The organism is Arthrobacter sp. Y3221087, assembly GCF_059089905.1.
In genome coordinates, this window is sequence record NZ_JBNHFE010000001.1 from 1,385,690 (window position 1) to 1,410,066 (window position 24,377).

Here is a 24,377-nt window from a genome sequence, read left to right on the forward strand (position 1 = left end):
CTACCGGGCTTCCGACTTGATCTGTTCCACTGCCTGGTTGAAGCCGCCGCTGGTGAGTGAAGAGCCGGCCACCTTCGAAACATTGAGCTCGTCGATGTTCTTGCCCACTACTTGCGCCGCGATGCCGCCGGCAAACTCGCCCTGGAATTTGCGGGTGTTGGGGTTGGAGGGATGCTGGGTGATCTGGACGTCCTTCACCGTGCCCGAAGCGAGGGTGAGCTGGACGCCCACGGTCTCGGTGCCGTTGGGCGAGACGTAGTTTCCGTCCGCGCTGTAGGTGCCGTCCTTGTACGTGGAGCCGCTGCCGGCGAGGGAGGACGCGTTCGGTGATGGCGCAGCAGTGGTTTCGGCTGCGTTTCCACCGGTGGAGGCAGGAGCGGTTTCGGTAGCGGACGGCGCACAGCCTGTCACGGTTCCCGCGAGGGAGAGGCCGGCAATACCGGCATAAACGCTCTTGCGCACGGTGGGTCTCATAAGGCTCTCGTTTCGTCATAGGGATCACGGAGTTCAAGCGGTGGTTACGCTGTTGTCAACGCTGAATCCAGCCTATTGGTTCAACCCTGTGCCGTCGTCGGGTTTTTCCTTGTGGCCGTCCTGTGTAAGGCGGCCCCCGCACAATACGCAGAATTCTTTGCTGTCACTGGCCCCCGGTAGGCTAGAGGGGTGACTCCCGAAGAACTCTCCCTCGCCATATCCGCCTGCCTGAAAGACGCCGTTGCCGCCGGTGACATCGCCCTTTCAGCATCAGCTGTGCCTGATGAGGTGCGCGTGGAGCGACCCAAGAACCGGGAACACGGCGACTGGGCAACCAACATCGCCCTGCAGCTGGCCAAGCAGGCTGGCACGAACCCGCGGGAATTCGCCACTATCCTTAGTGCCCGGCTGAAATCGATCGACGGCGTCTCGGCCGTGGACATTGCCGGCCCCGGGTTCCTGAACATCACCGTTGATGCTGCCACCGCCGGCGCCCTCGCCAAGGTGATTGTTGAAGCGGGCAAGCAGTATGGAACCAATTCCGCGCTCGCCGGCCACACCGTGAACATGGAGTTCGTTTCGGCCAACCCCACCGGCCCCCTCCACATCGGCCACACCCGCTGGGCCGCCCTGGGCGATTCCATCGCGCGCGTGCTCCGGGCATCGGGCGCGGACGTCACGGCCGAGTACTACATCAACGACGCCGGCTCCCAGATGAACACCTTCGCCAAGTCTGTCTACTCGCGGCTTCACGGCCTCCCGGTGCCTGAGGGCGGGTATCCGGGCCAGTACATCGCCGACCTCGGCCATGAGGTGCTCACCGCGCATCCGGATATCCGCGAACTCACCGAAGTTGCCGCGCTTCCCGTCATCCGCGCCGCCGCGTACCAGGCACAGATGAAGGACATCAAGGCCACCCTCGCGGACTTCGGCGTCGAGTTTGACGTCTTCTTCTCGGAGCAGGAACTGCACGACGCCGGCGCTATCGAAAGTGCCGTGGCGCGCCTTCGCGAGCAGGGCCACGTGTTCGACGACGGCGATGCCGTCTGGCTGCGGACCACGGACTTCGGCGACGACAAGGACCGGGTGATGATCCGCGCCAACGGCGAGCCCACCTACTTTGCCGCCGACGCCGCGTACTACCTCTCGAAGAAGGACCGCGGCTTTACCGAAAAGATTTACCTCCTTGGCGCCGACCACCACGGCTACATCAACCGGCTGAAGGCGATCGCCGCGGCGGCCGGCGACGATCCCGATAAGAACATAGAGGTGCTGATCGGCCAGCTGGTGTCCGTCAACGGGGCCAAGCTCTCCAAGCGTGCCGGCAACATCATCGAGCTCAAGGACCTGATCGACTGGCTGGGCAAGGACGCCGTGCGTTATTCGCTGGCCCGCTTCCCGGCAGATTCGCCGCTGACCCTTGACCCCGAGCTGCTGAAGAAGCACAGCAACGAAAACCCGGTGTTCTACGTCCAGTACGCCCACGCACGCTCACGCGGCGCAGCACGGAACGCCGTGGCCGCGGGAGTGGAGCGCACGGTGGACGGTGAAGACCGCTTCAACGCCTCGCTGCTGGACCACCCTACGGAAAACGAGCTGCTTTCATACCTGGGCAGCTACCCCTCGGTGGTGGCCAAGGCCGCGGAACTGCGCGAACCGCACCGCGTGGCGCGCCACCTGGAGATCATCGCCGGCGCCTACCACCGCTGGTATGACGCCTGCCGCATGGCACCCATGGGCGACGACCCCGTGACCGATGTCAACCGCACCCGGCTGTGGCTCAACGATGCCACCAGCCAGGTGCTGGCCAACGGCCTGGACCTGCTTGGCGTTTCCGCGCCGGAACGGATGTAAGCACCATGACCTTGAAAGCTGAAGGAACATTGCAGACCGGAAACACCGGATCCCCGCTGGCACCTGGGTGGCTGGCCGTTCCGGCCGACCTCAATGCCTTGCAGGAACCGATGTGGGCCGGCAGCGTGGAACGGAACGACGCCGGGTCCCTCACCCTTGGAGGCGTCACGGTCCAGGAACTGAAAGAACAGTTCGGCACGCCCCTGTTCGTGATGGACGAGGCGGACTTCCGTGCCCGGGCGCGTGCGTTCAAGGACTCCTTTGATGCCGCTTTCGCGGACATCTGCGGCGGCGTGGATGTCTACTACGCCGGAAAGTCCTTCCTCTGCACCGCGGTGGTGAAGTGGGTTGAGGAAGAAGGCCTCCGGCTGGATACCGCGTCAGGCGGCGAACTGGCTGTCGCTGCCCGCGCAGGCATCGCAGGGGAGCGGGTGGCGCTGCACGGCAACAACAAGTCCGACGCCGAGATCAACCGTGCCCTGGACATGGGACTTGGACGCATCGTGGTGGACAGCCTGGATGAACTGGTCCGGGTGGGCGATATTGCCCGGGCCCGCGGGGAACAGGCAAAGGTGATGCTGCGGCTCACGCCAGGCGTCCACGCCCACACCCATGAATTCATCGCCACGGCCCATGAGGACCAGAAGTTCGGCCTCTCCATGGCGGCGGACACCACCGACCAGGTTGGCCTGTCCGCGGCGGAGGAAGCGGTGGCTGCCGCCTCGGCCCACCCCGGCATCGAACTCCTGGGCCTGCACTGCCACATCGGCTCGCAGATCTTTGAGCCGGACGGCTTCGCCCTGGCCGCGGAGAAACTGCTGCGCTTCCTGGCAGCCATGCAGGAAAAGTACTCCATCGTCATGCCCGAGCTTGACCTCGGCGGCGGCTACGGCATCGCCTACACCCCGGTGGACACCCCCCGCCCCGCAGCCGAGATCGCGGAAGCCATGGCCGCCGTCGTGCGTTCCACCTGCGCGGAACTGGGTATCGCTTCGCCGCGCATATCGATTGAGCCCGGCCGCGCCATCGTGGGCAGCACCACCTTCACGCTCTACGAAGTGGGGACGCTGAAGACCGTGCGCGTCGACGCTCCGGCCGCTTCCGCCGCAGGTGAGGACGGTAACAACGTTACGTATCCGCGCCGCTATGTGTCAGTGGACGGCGGCATGAGCGACAACGCCCGTCCAGTGCTCTACGACGCGGATTACTCAGCGATTCTGGCCTCGCGGACCTCCGCGGCAGCGCCGCAGCTGTCCCGCGTAGTGGGCAAACATTGCGAGAGCGGCGACATAGTTGTTAGAGATGTATATCTGCCCGAGGACGTGGCAGCCGGTGATCTGCTTGCTGTACCGGGAACCGGCGCCTACTGCTGGGCCCTCTCAAGCAACTACAACTATCTGGCCCGGCCGGGCGTTGTCGCGGTGCGCGACGGATCTGCCCGGCTGATTGTCCGCGGGGAAACCGAAGAAGATCTGCTGAACCGCGACATGGGAGCCTGAAGTGACGGAAATGCGAACCCTGAAAGTGGCCCTGCTGGGCTGTGGCAACGTTGGGGCCCAGGTTGCGCGGATCCTGATTGAGGACGCCGACGCCCTTGCTGCCCGCACCGGAGCACGCCTGGAGCTCAGCGGCATCGCCGTGCGCAACCTGGGCACCAAGCGGGACGTTGAGCTGCCGCAGGAACTGTTCACCACGGATGCCGAAACCCTGGTCAAGGATGCCGACCTGGTGATCGAGCTGATGGGCGGGATTGAGCCTGCCCGCACGCTGATCCTTTCGGCGCTGAGCAACGGCGCCTGCGTGGTCACCGGCAACAAGGCACTGCTGGCCCAGGACGGGCCCACTCTGTACGAGGAAGCGGACAAGGCCGGCGTCCAGCTGTCCTATGAGGCCGCCGTCGCCGGTGCCATCCCCATCCTGCGGCCCATCCGTGACAGCCTCTCCGGCGACCGGATCACCCGCGTGCTGGGCATCGTCAACGGCACCACCAATTTCATCCTCGACCAGATGGATTCCACGGGTGCCCAGTTCGCCGACGCCCTCGCCGAAGCCCAGCGCCTCGGCTACGCCGAAGCGGATCCCACTGCCGACGTCGAGGGCCATGACGCCGCCGCCAAAGCCGCCATCCTGGCCACGCTGTCCTTCCACACCCGGTTTGCCCTGGAAAACGTCCATTGCGAAGGCATCACCAAAGTCAGCGCCGCGGACATCGCCGCGGCCAAGGACGCCGGCTTCGTCATCAAGCTCCTTGCCATTGCCGAGAAGCTGACGGACGCGGACGGCGGCGAGGGAGTCTCCGTCCGCGTCCACCCCACGCTCCTGCCCCGCGAACACCCGCTGGCCGCCGTCCGCGGCGCGTTCAACGCCGTCTTCATTGAGGCAGAAAACGCAGGCGAGCTGATGTTCTACGGCCAGGGCGCAGGCGGTACCCCCACGGCCTCCGCCGTGCTGGGCGACCTCGTCTCCGCGGCGCGGCGCCTGGTCCTGGGCGGACCGCAGCGCACCGAGACCACCACCGGCCACGTTCCGGCGCTGCCCATCGACGCCGCCGTGACCAGCTACTACATCGGGCTCGATGTCGCAGACCAGCCCGGGGTCCTGGCCAGGATCGCGCAGATCTTTGCCGAAAATGGCGTCTCCATCGAAATCATGCGGCAGACCATCCACCGCGACGCGGAGTCTAACGTGGAGTCCGCCGAACTGCGGATCGTCACCCACCGCGCGTCAGAGGCCGCCCTCGCGGCCACCGTCGAGGCCGTGAAGGGCCTGGACGTGATCAATTCAGTTACATCCGTTCTGCGGGTAGAAGGAGTCTAAGTGGCTCACCAATGGCGCGGCGTTATCCGCGAATACGCTGACCGTTTGCCCGTTACGGAGTCCACCCGGGTCATCACCCTCGGCGAGGGCGGCACCCCGCTGGTCCACGCGCAGAAGCTGTCCGAACTCACCGGCTCCGAGGTGTACCTCAAGGTGGAGGGCATGAACCCCACCGGCTCCTTCAAGGACCGCGGCATGACCATGGCCATGACGGCCGCTGTCGAATCCGGTGCCCAGGCTGTCGTCTGCGCCTCCACGGGCAACACCTCCGCCTCCGCTGCCGCGTACGCCACCGCAGCCGGCCTGAAGTGTGCCGTGCTGGTGCCCGAAGGCAAGATCTCCATGGGCAAACTCAGCCAGGCCATCGCGCACGGTGCCACGCTGCTCCAGGTGGACGGCAACTTCGACAACTGCCTGGATATCGCGCGCAAACTGGGGGAATCCTACCCGGTGTTCCTGGTGAACTCGGTCAACCCCGCCCGCATCCAGGGCCAGAAGACCGGCGCGTTCGAAATCGTCGATGCGCTGGGCGATGCCCCGGACATCCATGTGCTTCCCGTGGGCAACGCCGGCAACATCACCGCCTACTGGAAGGGCTACAAGGAGTACTCCGCTCCGTTCGAGTCGAAAACTGCCGGCACGCTTCCCGCCGTCGCCACCAAGACCCCCGCCATGTGGGGCTTCCAGGCCGCTGGTGCCGCGCCCTTCGTTGCGGGCCATCCCATCACCGAACCGGACACCATCGCCACCGCCATCCGGATCGGCAACCCCGCCTCCTGGGACGGTGCCATCGGTGCCCGTGACGAATCCGGCGGGCTCATCGGTGCTGTTACCGACGAGGAAATCCTGAACGCCCACCGCTGGCTGTCCTCCCGCGAAGGCGTGTTCGTGGAGCCCGGCTCCGCTGCTGGCGTCGCGGGCCTGCTCAAGAAGCACGCCGCCGGCGAAGTTCCCGCCGGGAAGACCATCGTCATCACCGTCACCGGGCACGGCCTCAAGGACCCGCAGTGGGCCCTGCGCACCGAAGACGGCAGCGACGTGCAGCCCGTCAAGGTGTCCAATGACGTCGTGACCGTTGCCGCTGAACTGGGACTGGAAGAAAAATAACCTTGGACACCACCTCGCAGGCCGCCGTCGGACTGCAACTCATCGAGGCCGGCCAGCGCGTCACCGTCCGGGTTCCCGCCACCTCAGCGAACCTCGGTCCCGGCTACGACAGCCTGGGCCTCGCGCTGGCGCTGCATGACACGTTGACCGTGGAAAGCCTCGACACGGACGAACTCGTGTTCGACCTTCGCGGCGAAGGCGCCGACACCCTGCCGCGTGATGCCAGCCACCTGGTGATCCGCGCCATGGATGCGGCCTTCGAGCGGCTGGGTTTCCGCCACGGGGGCCTCAAGGTGACGGCGGAGAACGTCAACCCGCACGGGCGCGGCCTCGGCTCTTCGGCCTCCGCCGTAGTGGCTGCGGTCTCCGCGGCCAACGCCATGGTTCCGGCCGGCAGCCGACGCGGACAGGACTGGATCCTCCAGCTCACGAGTGAGCTGGAGGGGCACCCGGACAACGTCGCTCCCGCGATATTCGGCGGACTGGCGCTGTCGTGGCAGGACAGTGACCAGTACAGCAGCACCAACGCCACCGTGGCCCGATCAGTGATCCCCATCGTGGCGGTTCCGGACTTTGAACTGTCCACCGAGGCGGCCCGCGCGTTGCTCCCGGCAAGCGTGGGCCACCACGCCGCAGCCATGAACTCCGGCCGCGCGGCCCTGCTGATCCACGCCCTCACTCAAAAGCCGGAATTCCTGCTGGCGGGCACCGAGGATTATCTGCATCAGAGCTACCGGGCGGAAGCCATGCGGCCAAGCGCCGCGCTGATCACAGCACTTCGCGCAGCCGGCCATGCAGCGGTGGTCTCCGGTGCCGGGCCCACCGTCCTGGTCCTCGCAAATGGTGAAGTGGAAGCCGCCAAAGCCCTCACGTTCATTGACTCGTATACCGCGGCCAACACGCCGGATGTAGCCTGGCGCGTACTGAAGCTCGCAGTGGACGTTGAAGGTGCTAAGGTGGACATGCACCGGCGGTAATTCCGCCTATCTGATCTGCTCCTGCATTCAATTGCTATTTGATCTCCTACTGCGAATGCATTCCGGTGCCACCTGCTTGGTCTGACGCAGGAACCTGCAGCATCCAACTGCCCCTGAAAGCGTCAGCCCGGCGTTCCGCCATGGGCGGAGCGCAAGGTGAATCAGTATCCGGCCCTGCTGGCCGAAATCCAACCGGCAAGGCCGAAATCCCGGCTGCAGATCTGAACTGCAGCCCAGATCAAATCATCGCGTCCAGCTCCCAGTCTGGACGCCGTCGAGGGGGAAGGATCCTTCGTGACCGAAACCACTGAGCTGTCACCAGCTGTGGAACTATCTTCAGCCGCCGAATTGCCGGCAGCACCCGCCAAGAGCAGCGGCCTTGCCGGCCTTAAGCTCGCCCAGCTGCAGGCCCTCGCCAGCCAGTTGGGTATCTCCGGCGGTTCCCGCATGCGCAAGGGGGACCTGGTGACGGCGATCTCCGCCCATCGCGCCGGCACCCCCACCACGAAGGCGCCGGCCAAGGCTGCCGACAAGGCCACCGCGGTCACGGCTGCTCCCGCTGCCGACGCGCCTGCGGCCGCACCGGAAACCGCGGATGCCCCTGCCGCTGAAGCCCCGCGCACCCGTGGCCGTGGCCGCAGCCGCCGGGCAGTCAGCGACGGCGTGATTGCCCCGGCAGCACCTGAAACAGTTGCCGAGGCACCTGCTGCAGCCGCTCCGGTGGAAGCTCCTGCCGCGCCGGAAGCCGCTGAATCGGAAGCCGCACCCGAGCGCCGCCAGCCGCGCACCCGCAACCGCCGCCGCGGCGAAGCTGCCGGGGCCGCGCAGGAAGCCCCCGCCGAGGCTCCGGCCGAGCAGGCCGCACCGGAACAGGCTCCCGTGGAGCAGCGCACATCTGAGCGCGCCGAAGCCCCCGCCGCCGACTCCGTCGAAGCCGGCCAGCGCACAGACCGCCGTGAGGGCCGCACGCGCGGCGGGCGGGACACCGCAGGACGCGACTCCGACGGCGGCCGCGACAACGCAGGCAGCCGCGAGGCCGGCCAGCGCGAAGGCGCCCGCGACAACCGCCGTGACGACAGCGACGATACCGACGGCGGCAGCCGCAGGAACCGCCGCAACCGCCGCGACCGGAACGACCGCAATGACCGCTCCGGCGGCCAGGACCGCGACAGCTCCCGCAACGACCGCTTCCGCGACCGCAACGACCGCCGCCGCGGACGCTCCCAGGGCCCCGACGTCGACGAAGTCGAAATTACCGAGGACGATGTCCTGCTGCCCGTCGCCGGCATCCTGGACGTTTTGGAGAACTACGCCTTCATCCGTACCTCCGGCTACCTGCCCGGCCCGAACGACGTCTACGTTTCCCTGGCCCAGGTCAAGAAGTACAACCTGCGCAAGGGCGACGCCGTCGTTGGTGCCATCCGTGCACCCCGCGACGGCGAGGACCGCAGCCAGCAGTCCAACCGCCAGAAATTCAACGCCCTGGTCCGCGTCACCTCCGTGAACGGCAAGACAGCAGAAGAACTCAAGGACCGCGTCGAATTCGCCAAGCTGGTTCCGCTGTACCCGTCCGAGCGGCTGCGCCTCGAGACCGATCCCAAGAAGATCGGTCCCCGCGTCATCGACCTCGTGGCACCCATCGGCAAGGGCCAGCGCGGCCTGATCGTCTCCCCGCCCAAGGCCGGAAAGACGCTCATCCTGCAGTCCATCGCGAACGCCATCACCACCAACAACCCTGAGGTCCACCTCATGATGGTGCTGGTTGACGAACGCCCCGAAGAAGTCACGGACATGCAGCGCACCGTCAAGGGCGAGGTCATTGCCTCCACCTTCGACCGCCCCGCCGATGACCACACCACCGTGGCCGAACTTTCCATCGAACGCGCCAAGCGCCTGGTGGAAATGGGCATGGACGTGGTGGTCCTGCTGGACTCCATGACCCGCCTGGGCCGTGCCTACAACCTGGCAGCACCGGCCTCGGGCCGCATCCTGTCCGGTGGTGTGGACTCCGCGGCCCTGTACCCGCCCAAGCGCTTCTTCGGTGCCGCCCGCAACATCGAAAACGGCGGTTCGCTCACCATCCTGGCCACCGCCCTCGTGGAGACCGGATCCAAGATGGACGAGGTCATCTTCGAAGAGTTCAAGGGCACCGGCAACATGGAACTCCGCCTGTCCCGCCAGCTGGCGGACAAGCGCATCTTCCCCGCCGTGGACGTCAACGCGTCCGGTACCCGCCGCGAGGAGAACCTGCTCTCGCCGGAAGAAGTGAAGATCATGTGGAAGCTGCGCCGCGTCCTCTCCGGACTCGAGACCCAGCAGAGCCTTGAACTGCTCACCAACAAGATCCGGGAAACCCAGAGCAACGTCGAGTTCCTCATGCAGGTCCAGAAGACGACGCTTGGTGCGAAGTCGGATAACGACAAGTAGCTGAGCCAGGGGTGGGGCCGTCGCATATTTTTGCCGGCCCCGCCCCTTCGCGTTGCGGCTGATTCTGCTGCCCCGGTGCTGACGCCGCACAGATTTTTCCGCCCCCGCCCCTACGCTGGGAGGCTTCCGATCTTCAATCGTTAGCCTCCCAGCTCCGGCAGGCCCGATAAGAGAGACGACGAGGGCCCCGACCTGAGCTTGCGAAGGTTGGGAGTCGTCGAACGCTCCCGGGGCGGAAAAATCTGCGCGGCTTTGTCGTTAAGCCCGCCAGCCGCGGTCACGTGTGTGTTTGTTACTAGACTTGTACAAGTCGAAAGAGGTTTATAGATGTTTGAGTCCGTACAGGGCCTGCTTGATGAGCATGATTCCATCCAGGCGCAGCTGGGGGATCCTGCTGTTTATGCTGACCAGCGGCTTGCCCGGAAGCTCGGGCGGCGCTCGGCTCAGCTGAATGGCATTGTTGAGGCCTACCACCGGTGGGAGGCCATCCGCGACGACCTTGCCGCCGCCAAGGAGATGGCTGCCGAGGATCCCGAGTTTGCTGCCGAGGTGCCCGAGCTTGAGGCTTCGCTGGAGGCTGCTGCTGCGAAGCTCCGCCGGCTGCTCATCCCGCGCGATCCCGACGACGCCCGCAACGTGATCCTCGAGGTCAAGGGCGGTGAAGGCGGCGATGAAGCCGCGCTGTTCGCCGGCGACCTCCTGCGCATGTACACCCGCTACGCCGAGTCGCGCGGCTGGAAGACCGAAATCATCTCTGCCACCGAGTCGGACCTCGGCGGCTACAAGGACGTCCAGGTAGCCGTCAAGGGCAACTCGAACGATCCCGCCGAGGGCGTGTACGCCCGGCTCAAGTTCGAAGGCGGCGTACACCGCGTGCAGCGCGTTCCCGTTACCGAATCCCAGGGCCGTATCCACACGTCCGCCGCCGGCGTCCTGGTCCTGCCGGAAGTCGATGAGCCCGAGGAGCTCGAGATCAACCAGAACGACCTCAAAATCGACGTGTACCGCTCGTCCGGCCCCGGCGGACAGTCCGTGAACACCACGGATTCCGCCGTCCGCATCACCCACCTGCCCACGGGCATCGTCGTGGCCATGCAGAACGAGAAGTCGCAGCTGCAGAACCGCGAAGCCGGCATGCGGGTCCTCCGCGCCCGCATCCTGGCCCACCAGCAGGAGCAGATCGACGCCGCCAACTCCGAACAGCGGAAGTCGCAGATCCGCACCATGGACCGCTCGGAGCGCATCCGCACCTACAACTATCCGGAGAACCGCATCGCGGACCACCGCACCGGCTACAAGGCGTACAACCTGGACCAGGTCATGAACGGCGACCTGGAGCCCGTCATCCAGTCCGCCATCGAGATGGACGAGCAGGCGCGCCTGGACGCGCTGAACGATTAGCTCCTGCCGGGTATGACCAACGAGCCGGGCCAGTCCCTCGCTGCAGCAGTCAGTGAGGCAACTGCCATCCTTCGCGACGCCGGTGTCCCCAGCCCGCGCGTCGATGCCGAACTGCTGGCCGACCACCTCCTGAAGGTGGGTCTGGGCCGGCTTCGCGCCCTGATGCTGGGCGATGCGCCAGCCCCCGACGGCTACGCAGAGCTGGTGGCGGAGCGGGCCGGCCGGGTCCCCCTGCAGCACATCACCGGGGTGGCGCATTTCCGCTACCTCGAGCTGGCGGTGGGTCCCGGCGTGTTCATTCCGCGGCCGGAGACGGAGTCCGTGGCCCAGCTCGTCATCGACCACGCCAAGGGGATGCCGTCGCCCCGCATCGTGGACCTCGGCACCGGATCCGGCGCCATCGCCGGATCGATCGCTTATGAGGTCCCCGGCGCGGAGGTGCACGCCGTGGAATTCAGCCCCCTGGCGCATGCCTGGGCGGCAAAGAACCTGGCGCCCCTGGGCGTCCACCTGGTGCTGGGGGACCTGCGTACGGCACTGCCGGAGCTTAACGGAACCTTCGACGTCGTGGTTTCGAACCCGCCCTACATCCCTGCAGAGGCCATCCCTAACGAGCCCGAAGTTGCGCTTCACGACCCTCCGGAAGCACTCTACGGCGGGGGAGCGGACGGCATGGAACTTCCGACGGCGGCAGCGGCCTCGGCTGCCCGGCTGCTGCAGCCAGGCGGCTTCTTCGTCATCGAGCACGCAGAGGTCCAGGCCGGTTGGATTGCTTCGATGATGGGCCGCGCGGGAACGTGGCGCAACATCACCACGCATGTGGACCTGAACCAGAAGGAGCGCGCCACCAGCGCCGTGCTCGCGGACCAGCACCACCCGGAATGAAAGAATAGGCCAGTGACCACAACCTATGACTGCACCGTTGACGACCAGCGCGCCCAGGGGCTGGAGCATGCCCAGCGCGCCATCAGCGAAAAAAGGTGCGTGGTGTTTCCCACGGACACTGTGTACGGCATCGCGGCCGACGCCTTCTCACCGCAGGCCGTTACCATGCTCCTGGTATCCAAGGGACGCAGCCGCACCATGCCGCCGCCCGTCCTGATCCCGCGCATCAATGCCCTGGACGGCCTGGCCACGGATGTTTCCGCTGACGCCCGGAAGCTCGCCGAGGCGTTCTGGCCCGGCGGCCTGACCTTGATCCTGCACGCGCAGCCGTCCCTGGACTGGGATCTCGGCGAAACCAAGGGAACTGTCGCACTGCGGATGCCCGCGGACGACATCGCCCAGGAACTGCTGACCCTCACCGGGCCGCTTGCCGTCTCCTCGGCCAACCGCACCGGCCACGCGCCGGCGCAGACCGCCGCGGCCGCCCGCGAGCAGTTGGCCGACTCTGTGGAGGTCTACCTGGAAGGCGGCTTCCGCCCTGCCGAGGGTGAAGCTGCGGTGGCCTCGACCATCGTGGACGCCACCGGGCCGCGTCTCCGGGTAGTCCGCAACGGCGCCGTCAGCCTGGACCAGCTCCGCGAACACGTGCCCGGCGTTCTTGGACTCGGCGAGATTCCCATGGCGGAGGAGGATCCGGCTGCTGAGGAGCCTGCTGGCGCGGTGCCCGCTGTGGTGCCCGCTGATGCCGTGCCCGTGGGGGAGGAACGCATCGAAGATGTGCCCGCGGCCGCAGGCTCCTCCGCCGTAGTTCCCGCACCCGGCGGTTCCCCGGCACAGGGCCAGGCTGCTCCGGACCAGAGCCAGCAGCCTTGACGACCCTGGAACGCCAGCAGATCCCGTTCCTGGAGGTTGATGCGACCCCGCTGCGGGTTCCCGAACTGGTGGAAGCGCTCAGCCGCTATATCCAGGACGGATCCACCCGGACGGTCCTTGGCCACAACCTGCACAGCGTCACCCTGACGCTGTCCGACGACGGCTTCCGCTCCCTGTACGAGCGCAGCGACGTGGTGCTCCTTGACGGTGCCCCGGTGCTGTGGCTGTGGGGGAGGACCGGGAATGCCGAGGGCCCGGTCATGGACTACCGACTGGGCTCAACCGACTGGCTTCCCGCCCTGGACCAGGTGCGGGGACTGGAGCGGATAGCCGTCGTGGGAGCCGGCGCCGAGGCGAATGCGGGTGCGGTAGCGAGGCTGAAGGCCATTGTTCCCGGCGCGCACGTGGCCGGACTCCCGGGAGAGAACTGGAACCCCGGCCTCGAAGATGCCGCCGTTCAATGGCTGCACCGCCAGCAGCCGCAGCTGGTCCTGCTGGGGCTTGGCATGCCGCTGCAGGAACAAGTCCTCCAGCGCCGGCTGGAATCGCTGCCGCCCGCTGTGTATTGCGCCGTGGGCGGTGCCATTGAGCAGCTCGCGGGTGTCCAGAAGCTGGCTCCCCGCTGGCTTGGCCGCCTTGGCCTCGAATGGGCCTGGCGCCTCCTCCTGCATCCCCGGCGCGTCGCTTACCGGGTCTTCGGCGAGCCGTGGGTCCTCTTGTGGCTCCTGGCCGGCAGGCGGCTGCGTAGGAAGTAAAGGCCGCAGGAACTTCAGCCGCGGCCTAGAACTTCTGGTCCTCCAGGGGCGCAAAGCCCTTGCCCCGCAGGCCCTTGCTGAACGATGAGGCCCAGCCCAGGAACCCTGCCAGGTCCCGTCGCTGCAGGAAGTAGCCCGCGTACCCGCCCACATCGGCCACCAGCGAACGGACGCGGAAGTAGCGCCGGATCAGGTACCCGCGGTTGCGGTAGTAGTAGTACCGCTTGAACGCATTCTCGGGAACGATGACGTGCCAGCGGGCGCCATAGACATGCTGGGTCTCGGAAAAGGCATGGGGATGCGTAATGGCCGTGGTGGTCACGGTCCCGAAGCGGATCCCGGCCTTCCGGAGGCGGATGGTGAAGTCAACCTCGTCGCCGCGGATGAAGAGGCGCATGTCGGGCAGGCCCACCTTGAAGAAGACGTCGGAACGGATCAGCGCGCCGTTGAAGAAATGCCCGTCGTTGGGCAGGAACCCCAGCTTTTCAACCTCGGCCCTGCTGTGGGTGACTTTTCCGTCCAGGCGGAAGAAGAAGGACAGCCGGTCCGGATGCCCCGGGGCCGTCACCAGCGGGACCACCGCTTCAAGGTCACGCGCCTCCGCCTCCCGCAGCAGGGTGGCGAGGCATTCGGGATCCGCAGGTTCGGCGTCGTCATCCATCATCCAGATCCACCTGGCGCCGCTGGCCACTGCCTTGAGCGCGGCCAGCGCGAAGCCGCCTGCTCCGCCCAAGTTGGCCTCCGACCTGACGTAGTCCACATTTTCGTGCCGGCCGGCGACCTCATGCGCCGGCTCCGTTCCGCTGTCCACCAGGCAGATGGTGTCCACCGCCGCCGTCTGCGCGTTGATCGAATCCAGCAGCACAGCCAGTTCCTTCGGGCGGTTGAAGGTGACGGCGGCAACTGCAATGCGGGGGGTCATGAAGGGTCCTTTCAGCATGGCTGTCAGGGAGTTCCCCGCTCGTAATGCGCCGTGTGGCGCGGAGCCATGAAGCCGGTGGCGCTAGTATCTTTGACTAGAGTCCACTGTAATACAGCCCTGTAAGGCACTGCGTGTCAGCCATTTCGCACTGCCTGCTGCGCGCTCGGCGACGGAGAAGTTTCATTTATCGAAGAACAGATTCCCTGCCAGTGAGCCCACCCGCCGGGGTACAGCCGCCAACGCTGCTCCGCTGCATTTCCACTCCAGTTGAAACGGCCACCACCCCATGATCATGTACCTGCTCATGGGGCTGACTGCTGCCGTCGTGTCCTATGCCGCGACCTGGGGTGCCCGCGTGGTGGGCCACCGGCTCGAACTGCACCTGCCCATCCGCAGCCGCGACGTGCATTCAACCCCCGTCACGAGGCTCGGGGGAGTCGCAATCTTCCTGGGCGTGATGGTGGCGCTGATCGTTGCGAGCCAGTCCTTCTTCGTCAAGGACATCTACCGGAACAACTTCTCGCCGTGGGGCGTCCTTGCCGGCGCTGCCGTGATCGTCCTCGTGGGCGTCGCGGACGACCTGCTGGACATCCGGTGGTGGGTGAAGCTCATCGGCCAGAGTGCCGCCGCCCTGACCGTGGCGGTCTGGGGCGTCCAGATGACCATCGTGCCCTGGGTGCCGGAACCCATCTACTTGGAGAACGAAACCATCCGGGTGGTGCTCACCGCGGGACTGATCGTCACCACCATGAACGCCTTCAACTTCATTGACGGCCTGGACGGGCTGGCCGCCGGCGTGGCCATCATCGGCGGCACCGCGTTCTTCTTTACCGCGTACTGGGTGCACCGCAACGCCGTCCTCCTGGACTATTCGGACCTTGCCACCCTCATCACCGCAGTCCTGGTAGGCAGCTGCCTGGGCTTCCTGCCGCACAACTGGTTCCCCTCGAAAATCTTCATGGGGGACTCCGGCGCCATGCTGATCGGGCTGCTCATGGCCTCCGCGGGTGTGGTCTCCACCGGCCAGATCACCAGCGGGCTTTACGACCGGGCCAACGGTATCTCCACCGTGATTCCCATCCTGCTGCCGTTTGCCGTCCTGTTCCTGCCGCTGCTGGACCTGGGCCTTGCGGTGGTCCGCAGGACCGCGCGCGGCCGGTCGCCGTGGTCCGCCGACCGGGGCCACCTGCACCACAAGCTCATGGACATCGGCTACTCGCACCGCACTGCCGTAGTCCTGATGTACCTGTGGACCGGCGTGCTGTCCTTCGGGGGACTGGCTTTTGCCATCTTCCCGTGGCAGATCGTCCTCGCCGTGGACCTCTTCGCCACCCTGGTGATGGGCCTCGTCACCGCATGGCCCTACCTCGCGCGCCGTAACGAGGAAACTGCGGCGTAACGCCGGTGCGTAAACATTTCTATCTCATGTAGAATTTAGGGGCAGCCAAAGCTGCCCCTCCACCCCGCCTTGTGGCTTGCTGCCGCTTGGTACCGACGATTGGGATCGCATGACCTCCAACGCCGAGTCCGGACCTGCGTCCGGCAAAGGACACGTTGGTGCTTCGGGTCCCACCCGGTCCCTCTGGCTTCATCTCCTGAAGCTCGGTTCCGCCGCCGCGGCAGCAGGACTGGTGCTGTGCGCCGGGGCCGCTGCGCTGCTGGACGGCACCAACGGTGCTGTTTCCGGCGTGCTGGGCGGACTGCTGGTGATGCTGTTCTTTGGAATCAGCCTCCTGGTGGGCCATTTCGTGGGACGCAGCAATCCTTCCGGAGCCATCGGCGTGTTCGTGGCAACGTACTTCATCAAGGTGGTGGGCTTCGCCGCCGTCCTGTTTGTGGTCGGCGCCCCGCAATGGCTGCATGGCCGCTGGTTCGTCGCAGGTGCTGTGACAGCCGTCGTTCTCTGGCAGGCTGCCGAAATCCATGGTTTCAGCAGAGCCCGGCTGCAGATCTACAACGATCCAGAACCTAAGGAGGCCTCCGATGCGTGACCCGAAGAAGTCCGGAAAAACCTCCCGCGTTAACCCCGCATCCGGCGGTTCCGCCCCCGGTGTATCGGGCGACAACTCCGACGGCGGATACAACGCCGGAATGGCCGTCTTTAGCTACATCATTGGCGGAATCATCGTCTGGAGTTTGATAGGGTGGGGACTGGATTATCTGTGGGGAACGCGCTGGATTGTGCTCGCAGGCGCTCTGCTTGGAGCCGTCGGAGGTTTTTACCTTTCCCACATGCATGGCCTCACCAGTTCTCGCAAAAATGCTGGGGAGCGTCCTGCTGCCAGCGGGCCGTCCACGGACGGCGACACTAATGCCAAATAATTTCACAGGGGGAACAGCAGGCCGTCAGGCTGCCGGTCCCCGCCCAACGCCCAATGATGGACACTGCAGAGAGGAAACGCGTTGATCGCGCTTGCGCTCCCGGCCCAAGATTCAGGAGAGTTCGCTCCTCCTGGTATTAACGAAATGCATTTGCCGGCAATCCTGCCGTGGGGTGCCGCAGAAGGATTCTCCAAGCAGATGCTGCTGGTCCTCCTCTCTGTCGCCATTATCGCCACCTTCTTCGTGCTGGCCGCACGCAAGCAGCAGCTGGTACCCGGCAAGCTCCAGTTCGCCGGCGAAGCCGCCTACGGCTTTGTCCGCAACGGAATCGCCAAGGACATCATCGGCGGCAGGGACTTCATCAAGTACGTCCCGCTGCTGTTCAGCCTCTTCTTCTTCATCCTGGTGAACAACATCTACGGCGCCATCCCGCTGATCCAGCTCCCCACGTTCTCGCACGTCGGCGGCGCTTACGTGCTGGCCGGCCTCGTCTACTTCACCTGGATCGCCATCGGCGTCAAGAAGAACGGCCTGCGCTACTTCAAGCTGGCCACCGTGCCGTCCGGCGTTCCGTGGTTCATCCTTCCGATCGTGATCCCGATCGAGATCATCTCCAACTTCCTGGTCCGGCCCGTCACGCACAGCCTCCGTCTGTTCGCCACGATGCTCGCAGGACACCTCATCGTGATGATTGCCGGCTCCGGCATCGAATACCTGGTCATGCAGGAGAACATCCTGCTCAAGGGAACCTCGGTCCTGGTCCTGGCAGGCGCGATCGCCATGTACATGCTCGAGGCCCTGATCATGGTCCTGCAGGCCTACGTCTTTACCCTGCTGACCGCGATCTACATCGAAGGCGCGCTGCACGCCGACAGCCACTAGGCACTGCCGCCGGCCCAACGCCGGCAGGCACACACAGACTTCCCCTTCGCGGGGATGAAGCAACCCAAACAACCTGCCACTGAAGTGGCATCTTGAAAGGAAGAAAAATGGAAGGCAATCTCAACCTCGTAGGTTACGGTCTGTCCGCAATCGGCGGTGGTATCGGTGTTGGCCTCGTATTCGCTGCCTACATCAATGGCGTTGCTCGCCAGCCGGAAGCACAGCGCGTGCTGCAGCCGATCGCATTCCTCGGCCTTGCGCTGACCGAAGCCCTCGCCATCCTCGGCCTGGTCTTCGCCTTCGTTCTCTAGTCCTGGAACGAAGCGAACTTACAGAACCGAGTAGAAAAGGACGGGTGAAAAATGAATCAGCTGATCATCTCAGCCGCCACTGAGGGCGAAGTCAACCCCCTGGTTCCCAACGTCTGGGAAATGGGCGTTGTCCTCGTGGGCTTTGCCATCCTCATGTTCATCGTGGTCAAGTTCGTTGTCCCGATGTTCGAAAAGACCTTCGCCGAGCGTGCCGAGGCCATCGAAGGCGGCATTGCAAAGGCTGAAAAGGCCCAGGCTGAGGCGTCCGCTGCACTCGAAGAGTACAAGCAGCAGCTGACCGACGCCCGCGCCGAAGCCAACCGCATCCGTGAGGAAGCCCGCGCAGAAGGTGCCCAGATCCTCGCGGATCTCAAGGAGAAGGCAGCTGCAGAGTCTGCCCGCATCACCGCGCAGGCCCACGCACAGATCGAATCCGAGCGCCAGGCGGCTGTTGTGTCGCTGCGCTCTGAGGTGGGCACCCTGGCCACCACCCTTGCCGGGCGCATCGTTGGCGAATCGCTCAACGACGATGAGCGCGCAGCACGGGTCGTGGACCGTTTCCTGGCAGATCTGGAGACCCAGAACGCAGGTGCAGCTAAGTAATGGCAGGCGTATCGAGCGAATCGCTGGCAACAGCCCTGGCCGCGTTGGAAGCCAAGCTTCCCACCGCGTCGCTGCAGCTGGCAAAGGAACTCTTCGGAATCCTGGGAATGGTGGACAGCTCGGCTGGCTTGCGCCGCGCCCTGACTGACCCGTCCCGCTCCGGTGACGAAAAGTCGGCGCTGGTCAGGCAGCTGGTTGGCGGAAAAGTCTCCGCTGATGCTGCAGAGATCGCGGGCGAATTGGCCAGTTCACGCTGGGCATCGGCGCGCGACATCGGCGATGCACTCGAGACTCTTGCCGCAACGGTGGTCATCTCCGTTGCTGAAAACAAGTCGGCCGTTTCTGCCTCCGGAATCACTGGCCTGGAAGAACTGGAGAACGATCTGTTCTCCTTCAACCAGGCTGTTGCCTCCAGCCACGAGGTACAACGTGCTCTGTCCGAACCACAGGCCAGTGCAGCCGCCAAGGCTGCCCTTGCCGCGAAGCTGGTCCCCGGCGCCAGTGAGGAAGCAAAAGTCCTCATTACGCAGGCCGTCTCCCAGCCCCGCGGCATCAAGCCCACCCGGCTTGTGGAACGGTTCGCCGAGCTGGCGGCCAAACGGCAGCAGCGCTGGATTGCAACGGTCAGCGTGACCCGTCCTTTGACGCAGACGCAGCTGGAACGCCTTCGGGCGGGCCTGAATGCCCTGTATGGGCGGGAACTGAAGATCAACGTCAATGTTGATCCAGCACTCATTGGCGGAATCCGCGTCCAGGTGGGTGACGAAGTGCTCGACGCTTCGGTCATCACCAGGCTGGGCGAGCTGCAACGCCAGCTGGCCGGCTAGCCGGACAAGCACAACCAAACTGATAGAAACCCCGGTCACCTTACGGTGATCACAAAACAGGAGAGCAGGGACTGCAGATGGCCGAATTGACCATCAACGCCGACGACGTCCGTATTGCGCTGAACGAGTTCGCGGCGTCCTACGAACCCGGAAACGCAGAGCGCGTAGAGGTCGGCCGCGTAACCACCGCTAGTGACGGCATCGCCCGTGTTGAGGGCCTCCCCTCGGTCATGGCGAATGAGCTGCTGCGCTTCGAGGACGGGACCCTGGGCCTCGCCCAGAACCTCGACGTCCGTGAGATCGGCGTCATCGTCCTCGGCGACTTCACCGGCATCGAAGAAGGCCAGGAAGTCCACCGCACCGGACAGGTTCTGTCCGTGCCCGTGGGCGACGCCTTCCTCGGCCGCGTAGTGGACCCGCTGGGCGTGCCCATCGATGACCTCGGCGAGATCAAGGCCGAGACCACCCGTGCCCTGGAGCTCCAGGCTCCCGGTGTCACCCAGCGCAAGTCGGTGCACGAGCCGATGCAGACCGGACTCAAGGCAATCGACGCCATGATTCCGATCGGCCGCGGCCAGCGCCAGCTGATCATTGGTGACCGCCAGACCGGCAAGTCCGCCATCGCGATCGACACCATCATCAACCAGAAGGCGAACTGGGCTTCCGGCGATGTGACGAAGCAGGTTCGCTGCATCTACGTGGCAATCGGCCAGAAGGCGTCCACCATCGCCGCCATCCGCCAGACCCTTGAGGACAACGGCGCGCTGGAGTACACCACCATCGTGGCGTCCCCTGCTTCCGACCCCGCAGGCTTCAAGTACCTGGCACCGTACGCCGGCTCGGCCATCGGCCAGCACTGGATGTACGGCGGCAAGCACGTCCTCATCGTGTTCGATGACCTGTCCAAGCAGGCCGAGGCCTACCGTGCAGTGTCACTGCTGCTGCGCCGCCCGCCGGGACGCGAAGCCTACCCGGGCGACGTCTTCTACCTGCACTCCCGCCTGCTGGAACGCTGCGCGAAGCTGTCCGACGAACTGGGTGCCGGCTCCATGACGGGCCTGCCGCTGATCGAGACCAAGGCGAACGACGTTTCCGCCTACATCCCGACCAACGTCATCTCCATCACCGACGGCCAGATCTTCCTCCAGTCTGACCTCTTCAACGCCAACCAGCGTCCCGCTGTTGACGTGGGTGTCTCCGTGTCCCGCGTGGGCGGTGCCGCACAGGTCAAGTCGATGAAGAAGGTCTCCGGCACCTTGAAGCTGGACCTGGCCCAGTACCGCGACATGCAGGCATTCGCCATGTTCGCCTCGGACCTGGACGCCGCATCCCGCCAGCAGCTGACCCGTGGTGCCCGCCTGATGGAACTGCTCAAGCAGGGCCAGTACTCGCCGTTCCCGGTCGAGAACCAGGTTGTCTCCATCTGGGCCGGAACCAACGGTTACCTGGATGACGTTCCGGTTGAGGACATCAGCCGCTTCGAACGCGACTTCCTGGACCACCTGGGCCGAAAGTCCTCGATCCTCACCACGCTGGCCCAGACCAACGTGCTGGACGACGACACCGTTGCAGCTCTGAAGTCCGCAATTGTGGACTTCAAGAAGGGCTTCTTCGGTGAAGGCGACAACCACCTGGTGGGCGCCGGCCACGAGGAACACGACGCCATCTCCGAGGGCGACGTTGACCAGGAAAAGATCGTCAAGCAGAAGCGCTAGTTCCGCTCACCGGGTGTGCCGGGCCTCAGGGTCCGGCACACCCGGTTTACGGAATGTTAGGAAAGGATAAGTATGGGAGCCCAGATCCGGGTCTACCGCCAGAAGATCAGCTCGACCACGTCGATGCGCAAGATCTTCAAGGCGATGGAACTGATCGCTACCTCGCGCATCGGTAAGGCCCGGGCGCGCGTAGCAGCTTCACTGCCTTACGCGAACGCGATCACGCGCGCCGTTTCTGCTGTCGCAAGCCAAAGCGAAATCGACCACCCGCTGACCACCGAGCCGGAGCAGATCCGCCGTGCCGCAGTCCTGGTAATCACCTCGGACCGTGGCCTTGCAGGATCCTACTCCGCCAGTGTCCTCAAGCAGGCGGAAGGTCTCAACGAGCTTCTCCACGCTGAAGGCAAGGAAGTCAAAACCTACCTCGTGGGCCGGAAGGCACAGGCCTACTTCGACTTCAGGAACCGCCAGTACGCGCGGGTCTGGACCGGAGGAACCGACGCGCCCGAGTTCGGCACCGCCCGTGAAATCGGCGACGCGCTGCTGGCCGATTTCGCCGCAGACTTCGAGGACGGTGGCGTGGACGAGATTCACGTCGTCTACACGCGCTTCAAGTCGATGGTGAGCCAGGAACCCACGGTCATCCGGCTGCTGCCCCTGGAGGTAGTGGAAGAGGAAGCCGCCTCCGAGTCGGACCTGCTGCCGCTGTACGAATTTGAGCCGGAGACGGAGCGGGTTCTTGACGCACTGTTGCCGCGTTACATCGAATCGCGCCTGTTCGCAGCCATGCTGCAGGCCGCGGCGTCCGAACTGGCTGCCCGCCAGCGCGCGATGAAGTCGGCAGGGGACAACGCCACGGACCTGATCAAGAAGTACACGCGTCTGCGCAACACGGCCCGCCAGGCCGAGATTACGCAGGAGCTCTCCGAGATTGTTGCCGGCGCCGACGCCCTTGCGTCGTAACCCGGCCACGGTTCCGCTGAACCTGCACCACCACAGATAAACTTAACCCCACGCCATCTACTGAGTGAAGTGAGAGAGATGACTGCCACTGCTACCGAAAACGTAGCCGCAACGACCGGTGCCACCGGCCGCATTGCGCGCGTCATCGGCCCGGTTGTCGACGTCGAATTCCCGGCTGACGCAATCCCGTCGATCTATAACGCACTCACCACCGAGATTACTCTCAACGGTGAGACCAAGACCATCACGTTCGAGACGTCCCAGCACCTGGGTGACAACCTCGTCCGCGCCATCTCCCTGCAGGCAACCGACGGCCTGGTCCGCGGCACGTCCGTGGTGGACAGCGGCGCACCGATCTCCGTGCCCGTCGGCGACGGCGTCAAGGGCCACATCTTCAACGTCCTGGGCCAGCCCCTGGATGTTGCCGAGTCGGAATTGGAAATCAGCGAACGCTGGCCCATCCACCGCAAGGCTCCTTCCTTCGCCTCGCTTGAAGGCCAGACCGAAATGCTGGAAACCGGCATCAAGGTGATTGACCTTCTCACCCCGTACATCAAGGGTGGAAAGATCGGCCTCTTCGGCGGCGCCGGCGTGGGCAAGACCGTCCTGATCCAGGAAATGATCACCCGTGTTGCCCGCAACTTCGGTGGTACCTCGGTATTCGCCGGTGTTGGTGAGCGTACCCGTGAAGGTAACGACCTCTGGGTCGAAATGGAAGAGGCCGGCGTTCTGAAGGACACCGCCCTTGTGTTCGGCCAGATGGACGAGCCGCCGGGAACGCGTCTGCGCGTGGCCCTGTCCGCCCTGACCATGGCGGAATACTTCCGCGATGTCCAGAAGCAGGACGTGCTGCTCTTCATCGACAATATCTTCCGCTTCACCCAGGCCGGTTCCGAGGTTTCCACGCTTCTGGGCCGTATGCCGTCCGCCGTGGGCTACCAGCCCAACCTGGCTGATGAGATGGGCCTCCTGCAGGAGCGCATTACCTCCACCAAGGGCCACTCCATCACCTCGATGCAGGCCATCTACGTTCCCGCAGATGACTACACCGACCCGGCGCCGGCAACCACCTTCGCCCACCTCGACGCGACCACGGAACTTTCCCGTGAAATCGCATCCCGTGGTCTTTACCCGGCTGTTGACCCGCTGACGTCCACTTCCCGAATCCTGGATCCCCAGTACATCGGCCAGGACCACTACAACACGGCTGTCCGTGTCAAGCAGATCCTGCAGAAGAACAAGGAACTCCAGGACATCATCGCCATCCTCGGCGTTGACGAACTGTCGGAAGAGGACAAGATCGTCGTGTCCCGTGCACGCCGCATCCAGCAGTTCCTGTCACAGAACACCTACACCGCCAAGCAGTTCACCGGCGTCGAGGGCTCCACGGTTTCCATCAAGGACACTGTTGAAGGCTTCGCAGCCATCTGCGACGGCGAGCTCGACCACATCGCAGAGCAGGCGTTCTTCAACGTCGGCGGCCTCGATGACGTTGAGCGCCAGTGGGCCAAGATCCAGGAACAGACCAAGTAACATGGCTGAGCTACAGGTTGAGATTGTCGCAGCGGACCACTTCGTGTGGTCCGGAGCGGCCAAGATGGTCAAGGCCCGCACCAGCGATGGTGAAATCGGAATCCTGCCCGGCCACTCGCCCCTGCTGGCGATCCTGGCCGAAGGTGAGCTGGCCATCCAGCCGGTGTCCGGTGACCGTATCGCAGTAGCTGTCGACGGCGGGTTCTTCTCCGTGGACAACAACCGCGTGGTTATTGTTGCTGACAACGCCCACCTGGGTGAGTCGGCTACCGCTGGGATTCGCTAGCATCACCTTGATGGACGCATCTAGTCTTCCGTTCATCGCACTGGCAACCGCTTTTGGATTGCTGATCTTTGCACTGTGCCTTTCGGGGGTACGCCGCTTCAGCCTGCGGCGTGCCCTCGGCACGGTGGACGCCTCCATCTGCATGGCTGGAAACAGCTGGCAGATGGGGGTTTGTCGTTATCAGGACAACGACCTTGAGTGGTTTCGGCTGCTCTCGCTTAGCGTCCGGCCCAAACACAAGTTCAAGCGGCACTCGCTTGAACTCCTGGGCCGCCGCAAGCCCACTGAGGCCGAGGCCGTCAAGGTCCAGCCCGACGTCGTGATCGTTGAACTGCGCTATGAAGGCCAGGACCTCCGGCTCGCCATGAAGTTCGACGCCTACACTGGCCTCTCCTCGTGGCTGGAGGCCGGACCGGTCATCGGCGTGGGGACCTGGCGCTAGC

The 24,377-nt window shown here is 64.9% G+C and carries 24 protein-coding genes; 22 read left to right on the forward strand and 2 right to left on the reverse strand.

Going from position 1 to position 24,377, the window contains the following annotated elements; genetic code table 11:
* A complete protein-coding gene (locus AC5RUO_RS06590; protein WP_494103118.1) occupies nucleotides 1-474 on the reverse strand; it encodes an FMN-binding protein in 474 nt (157 codons plus the stop codon).
* Nucleotides 475-663: 189 nt separating this feature from the next.
* Here AC5RUO_RS06590 and argS point away from each other — a divergent pair, with 189 nt between their 5' ends.
* From argS to AC5RUO_RS06640, 10 genes are all read left to right on the forward strand, one after another.
* Entirely contained in the window at nucleotides 664-2,328 is a 1,665-nt protein-coding gene (argS, locus tag AC5RUO_RS06595; protein ID WP_494008648.1) for an arginine--tRNA ligase, read from the forward strand.
* Between the two features lie 5 nt (nucleotides 2,329-2,333).
* A complete protein-coding gene (lysA, locus tag AC5RUO_RS06600; RefSeq protein ID WP_494008647.1) occupies nucleotides 2,334-3,827 on the forward strand; it encodes a diaminopimelate decarboxylase in 1,494 nt (497 codons plus the stop codon).
* Nucleotide 3,828: 1 nt separating this feature from the next.
* On the forward strand, nucleotides 3,829-5,145 hold the full coding sequence (locus AC5RUO_RS06605) for a homoserine dehydrogenase (RefSeq protein WP_494008646.1): 1,317 nt from the start codon (nucleotides 3,829-3,831) through the stop codon (nucleotides 5,143-5,145).
* The gene (gene thrC, locus AC5RUO_RS06610; protein WP_494008645.1) at nucleotides 5,146-6,252 is read left to right on the forward strand and encodes a threonine synthase; all 1,107 of its coding nucleotides are present in this window, start codon (nucleotides 5,146-5,148) and stop codon (nucleotides 6,250-6,252) included.
* Between the two features lie 2 nt (nucleotides 6,253-6,254).
* Nucleotides 6,255-7,229, forward strand: a complete 975-nt coding sequence (thrB, locus tag AC5RUO_RS06615; protein ID WP_494103119.1) for a homoserine kinase — start codon at nucleotides 6,255-6,257, stop codon at nucleotides 7,227-7,229.
* A gap of 294 nt (nucleotides 7,230-7,523) precedes the next feature.
* Nucleotides 7,524-9,656, forward strand: a complete 2,133-nt coding sequence (rho, locus tag AC5RUO_RS06620; RefSeq protein WP_494103120.1) for a transcription termination factor Rho — start codon at nucleotides 7,524-7,526, stop codon at nucleotides 9,654-9,656.
* 327 nt (nucleotides 9,657-9,983) lie between these two features.
* Complete coding sequence (prfA, locus tag AC5RUO_RS06625; RefSeq protein ID WP_494008642.1) at nucleotides 9,984-11,057, forward strand: peptide chain release factor 1; 1,074 nt, start codon at nucleotides 9,984-9,986, stop codon at nucleotides 11,055-11,057.
* Between the two features lie 12 nt (nucleotides 11,058-11,069).
* Nucleotides 11,070-11,942: a peptide chain release factor N(5)-glutamine methyltransferase gene (gene prmC, locus AC5RUO_RS06630; RefSeq protein ID WP_494008641.1), complete on the forward strand. Its 873-nt coding sequence runs from the start codon at nucleotides 11,070-11,072 to the stop codon at nucleotides 11,940-11,942.
* A 12-nt stretch (nucleotides 11,943-11,954) separates the two neighbouring features.
* Nucleotides 11,955-12,815 carry an L-threonylcarbamoyladenylate synthase gene (locus tag AC5RUO_RS06635; protein WP_494103121.1) on the forward strand — a complete coding sequence of 287 codons (861 nt, stop codon included), beginning with the start codon at nucleotides 11,955-11,957 and terminating at the stop codon, nucleotides 12,813-12,815.
* Nucleotides 12,812-13,570 (forward strand): WecB/TagA/CpsF family glycosyltransferase, encoded by a 759-nt coding sequence (locus AC5RUO_RS06640; RefSeq protein WP_494008639.1) that lies wholly within the window; start codon nucleotides 12,812-12,814, stop codon nucleotides 13,568-13,570. The genes AC5RUO_RS06635 and AC5RUO_RS06640 overlap by 4 nt, the downstream gene beginning before the upstream one ends.
* 25 nt (nucleotides 13,571-13,595) lie before the next feature.
* Here the strand turns inward: AC5RUO_RS06640 and AC5RUO_RS06645 are convergent, their stop codons facing one another.
* Nucleotides 13,596-14,492 carry a glycosyltransferase gene (locus AC5RUO_RS06645; protein ID WP_494008638.1) on the reverse strand — a complete coding sequence of 299 codons (897 nt, stop codon included), beginning with the start codon at nucleotides 14,490-14,492 and terminating at the stop codon, nucleotides 13,596-13,598.
* Between the two features lie 286 nt (nucleotides 14,493-14,778).
* Here AC5RUO_RS06645 and AC5RUO_RS06650 point away from each other — a divergent pair, with 286 nt between their 5' ends.
* From AC5RUO_RS06650 to AC5RUO_RS06705, 12 genes are all read left to right on the forward strand, one after another.
* Nucleotides 14,779-15,891, forward strand: coding sequence for an MraY family glycosyltransferase (locus AC5RUO_RS06650; RefSeq protein ID WP_494008637.1), 1,113 nt, complete (start codon nucleotides 14,779-14,781; stop codon nucleotides 15,889-15,891).
* Nucleotides 15,892-16,000: 109 nt separating this feature from the next.
* On the forward strand, nucleotides 16,001-16,483 hold the full coding sequence (locus AC5RUO_RS06655) for a Cg1360 family ATP-synthase-associated protein (protein ID WP_493975830.1): 483 nt from the start codon (nucleotides 16,001-16,003) through the stop codon (nucleotides 16,481-16,483).
* Nucleotides 16,476-16,814 carry an AtpZ/AtpI family protein gene (locus tag AC5RUO_RS06660; protein WP_493975829.1) on the forward strand — a complete coding sequence of 113 codons (339 nt, stop codon included), beginning with the start codon at nucleotides 16,476-16,478 and terminating at the stop codon, nucleotides 16,812-16,814. The genes AC5RUO_RS06655 and AC5RUO_RS06660 overlap by 8 nt, the downstream gene beginning before the upstream one ends.
* An 81-nt stretch (nucleotides 16,815-16,895) precedes the next feature.
* Entirely contained in the window at nucleotides 16,896-17,696 is an 801-nt protein-coding gene (gene atpB, locus AC5RUO_RS06665) for a F0F1 ATP synthase subunit A (RefSeq protein WP_035751787.1), read from the forward strand.
* Nucleotides 17,697-17,803: 107 nt separating this feature from the next.
* Nucleotides 17,804-18,007 carry an ATP synthase F0 subunit C gene (gene atpE / locus AC5RUO_RS06670; RefSeq protein WP_009356484.1) on the forward strand — a complete coding sequence of 68 codons (204 nt, stop codon included), beginning with the start codon at nucleotides 17,804-17,806 and terminating at the stop codon, nucleotides 18,005-18,007.
* Nucleotides 18,008-18,058: 51 nt separating this feature from the next.
* The gene (locus AC5RUO_RS06675) at nucleotides 18,059-18,610 is read left to right on the forward strand and encodes a F0F1 ATP synthase subunit B (RefSeq protein ID WP_050054630.1); all 552 of its coding nucleotides are present in this window, start codon (nucleotides 18,059-18,061) and stop codon (nucleotides 18,608-18,610) included.
* Nucleotides 18,610-19,437 carry a F0F1 ATP synthase subunit delta gene (locus AC5RUO_RS06680; protein ID WP_494008636.1) on the forward strand — a complete coding sequence of 276 codons (828 nt, stop codon included), beginning with the start codon at nucleotides 18,610-18,612 and terminating at the stop codon, nucleotides 19,435-19,437. The genes AC5RUO_RS06675 and AC5RUO_RS06680 overlap by 1 nt, the downstream gene beginning before the upstream one ends.
* A 77-nt stretch (nucleotides 19,438-19,514) precedes the next feature.
* A complete protein-coding gene (gene atpA / locus AC5RUO_RS06685) occupies nucleotides 19,515-21,152 on the forward strand; it encodes a F0F1 ATP synthase subunit alpha (RefSeq protein ID WP_493975827.1) in 1,638 nt (545 codons plus the stop codon).
* A 72-nt stretch (nucleotides 21,153-21,224) separates the two neighbouring features.
* The gene (locus AC5RUO_RS06690) at nucleotides 21,225-22,115 is read left to right on the forward strand and encodes a F0F1 ATP synthase subunit gamma (RefSeq protein ID WP_493975826.1); all 891 of its coding nucleotides are present in this window, start codon (nucleotides 21,225-21,227) and stop codon (nucleotides 22,113-22,115) included.
* 78 nt (nucleotides 22,116-22,193) lie between these two features.
* Nucleotides 22,194-23,648, forward strand: coding sequence for a F0F1 ATP synthase subunit beta (atpD, locus tag AC5RUO_RS06695; RefSeq protein ID WP_493975825.1), 1,455 nt, complete (start codon nucleotides 22,194-22,196; stop codon nucleotides 23,646-23,648).
* A gap of 1 nt (nucleotide 23,649) precedes the next feature.
* The gene (locus AC5RUO_RS06700) at nucleotides 23,650-23,934 is read left to right on the forward strand and encodes a F0F1 ATP synthase subunit epsilon (RefSeq protein ID WP_493975824.1); all 285 of its coding nucleotides are present in this window, start codon (nucleotides 23,650-23,652) and stop codon (nucleotides 23,932-23,934) included.
* 10 nt (nucleotides 23,935-23,944) lie between these two features.
* The gene (locus AC5RUO_RS06705) at nucleotides 23,945-24,376 is read left to right on the forward strand and encodes a DUF2550 domain-containing protein (RefSeq protein WP_494103122.1); all 432 of its coding nucleotides are present in this window, start codon (nucleotides 23,945-23,947) and stop codon (nucleotides 24,374-24,376) included.
* Nucleotide 24,377 lies beyond the last annotated feature (1 nt).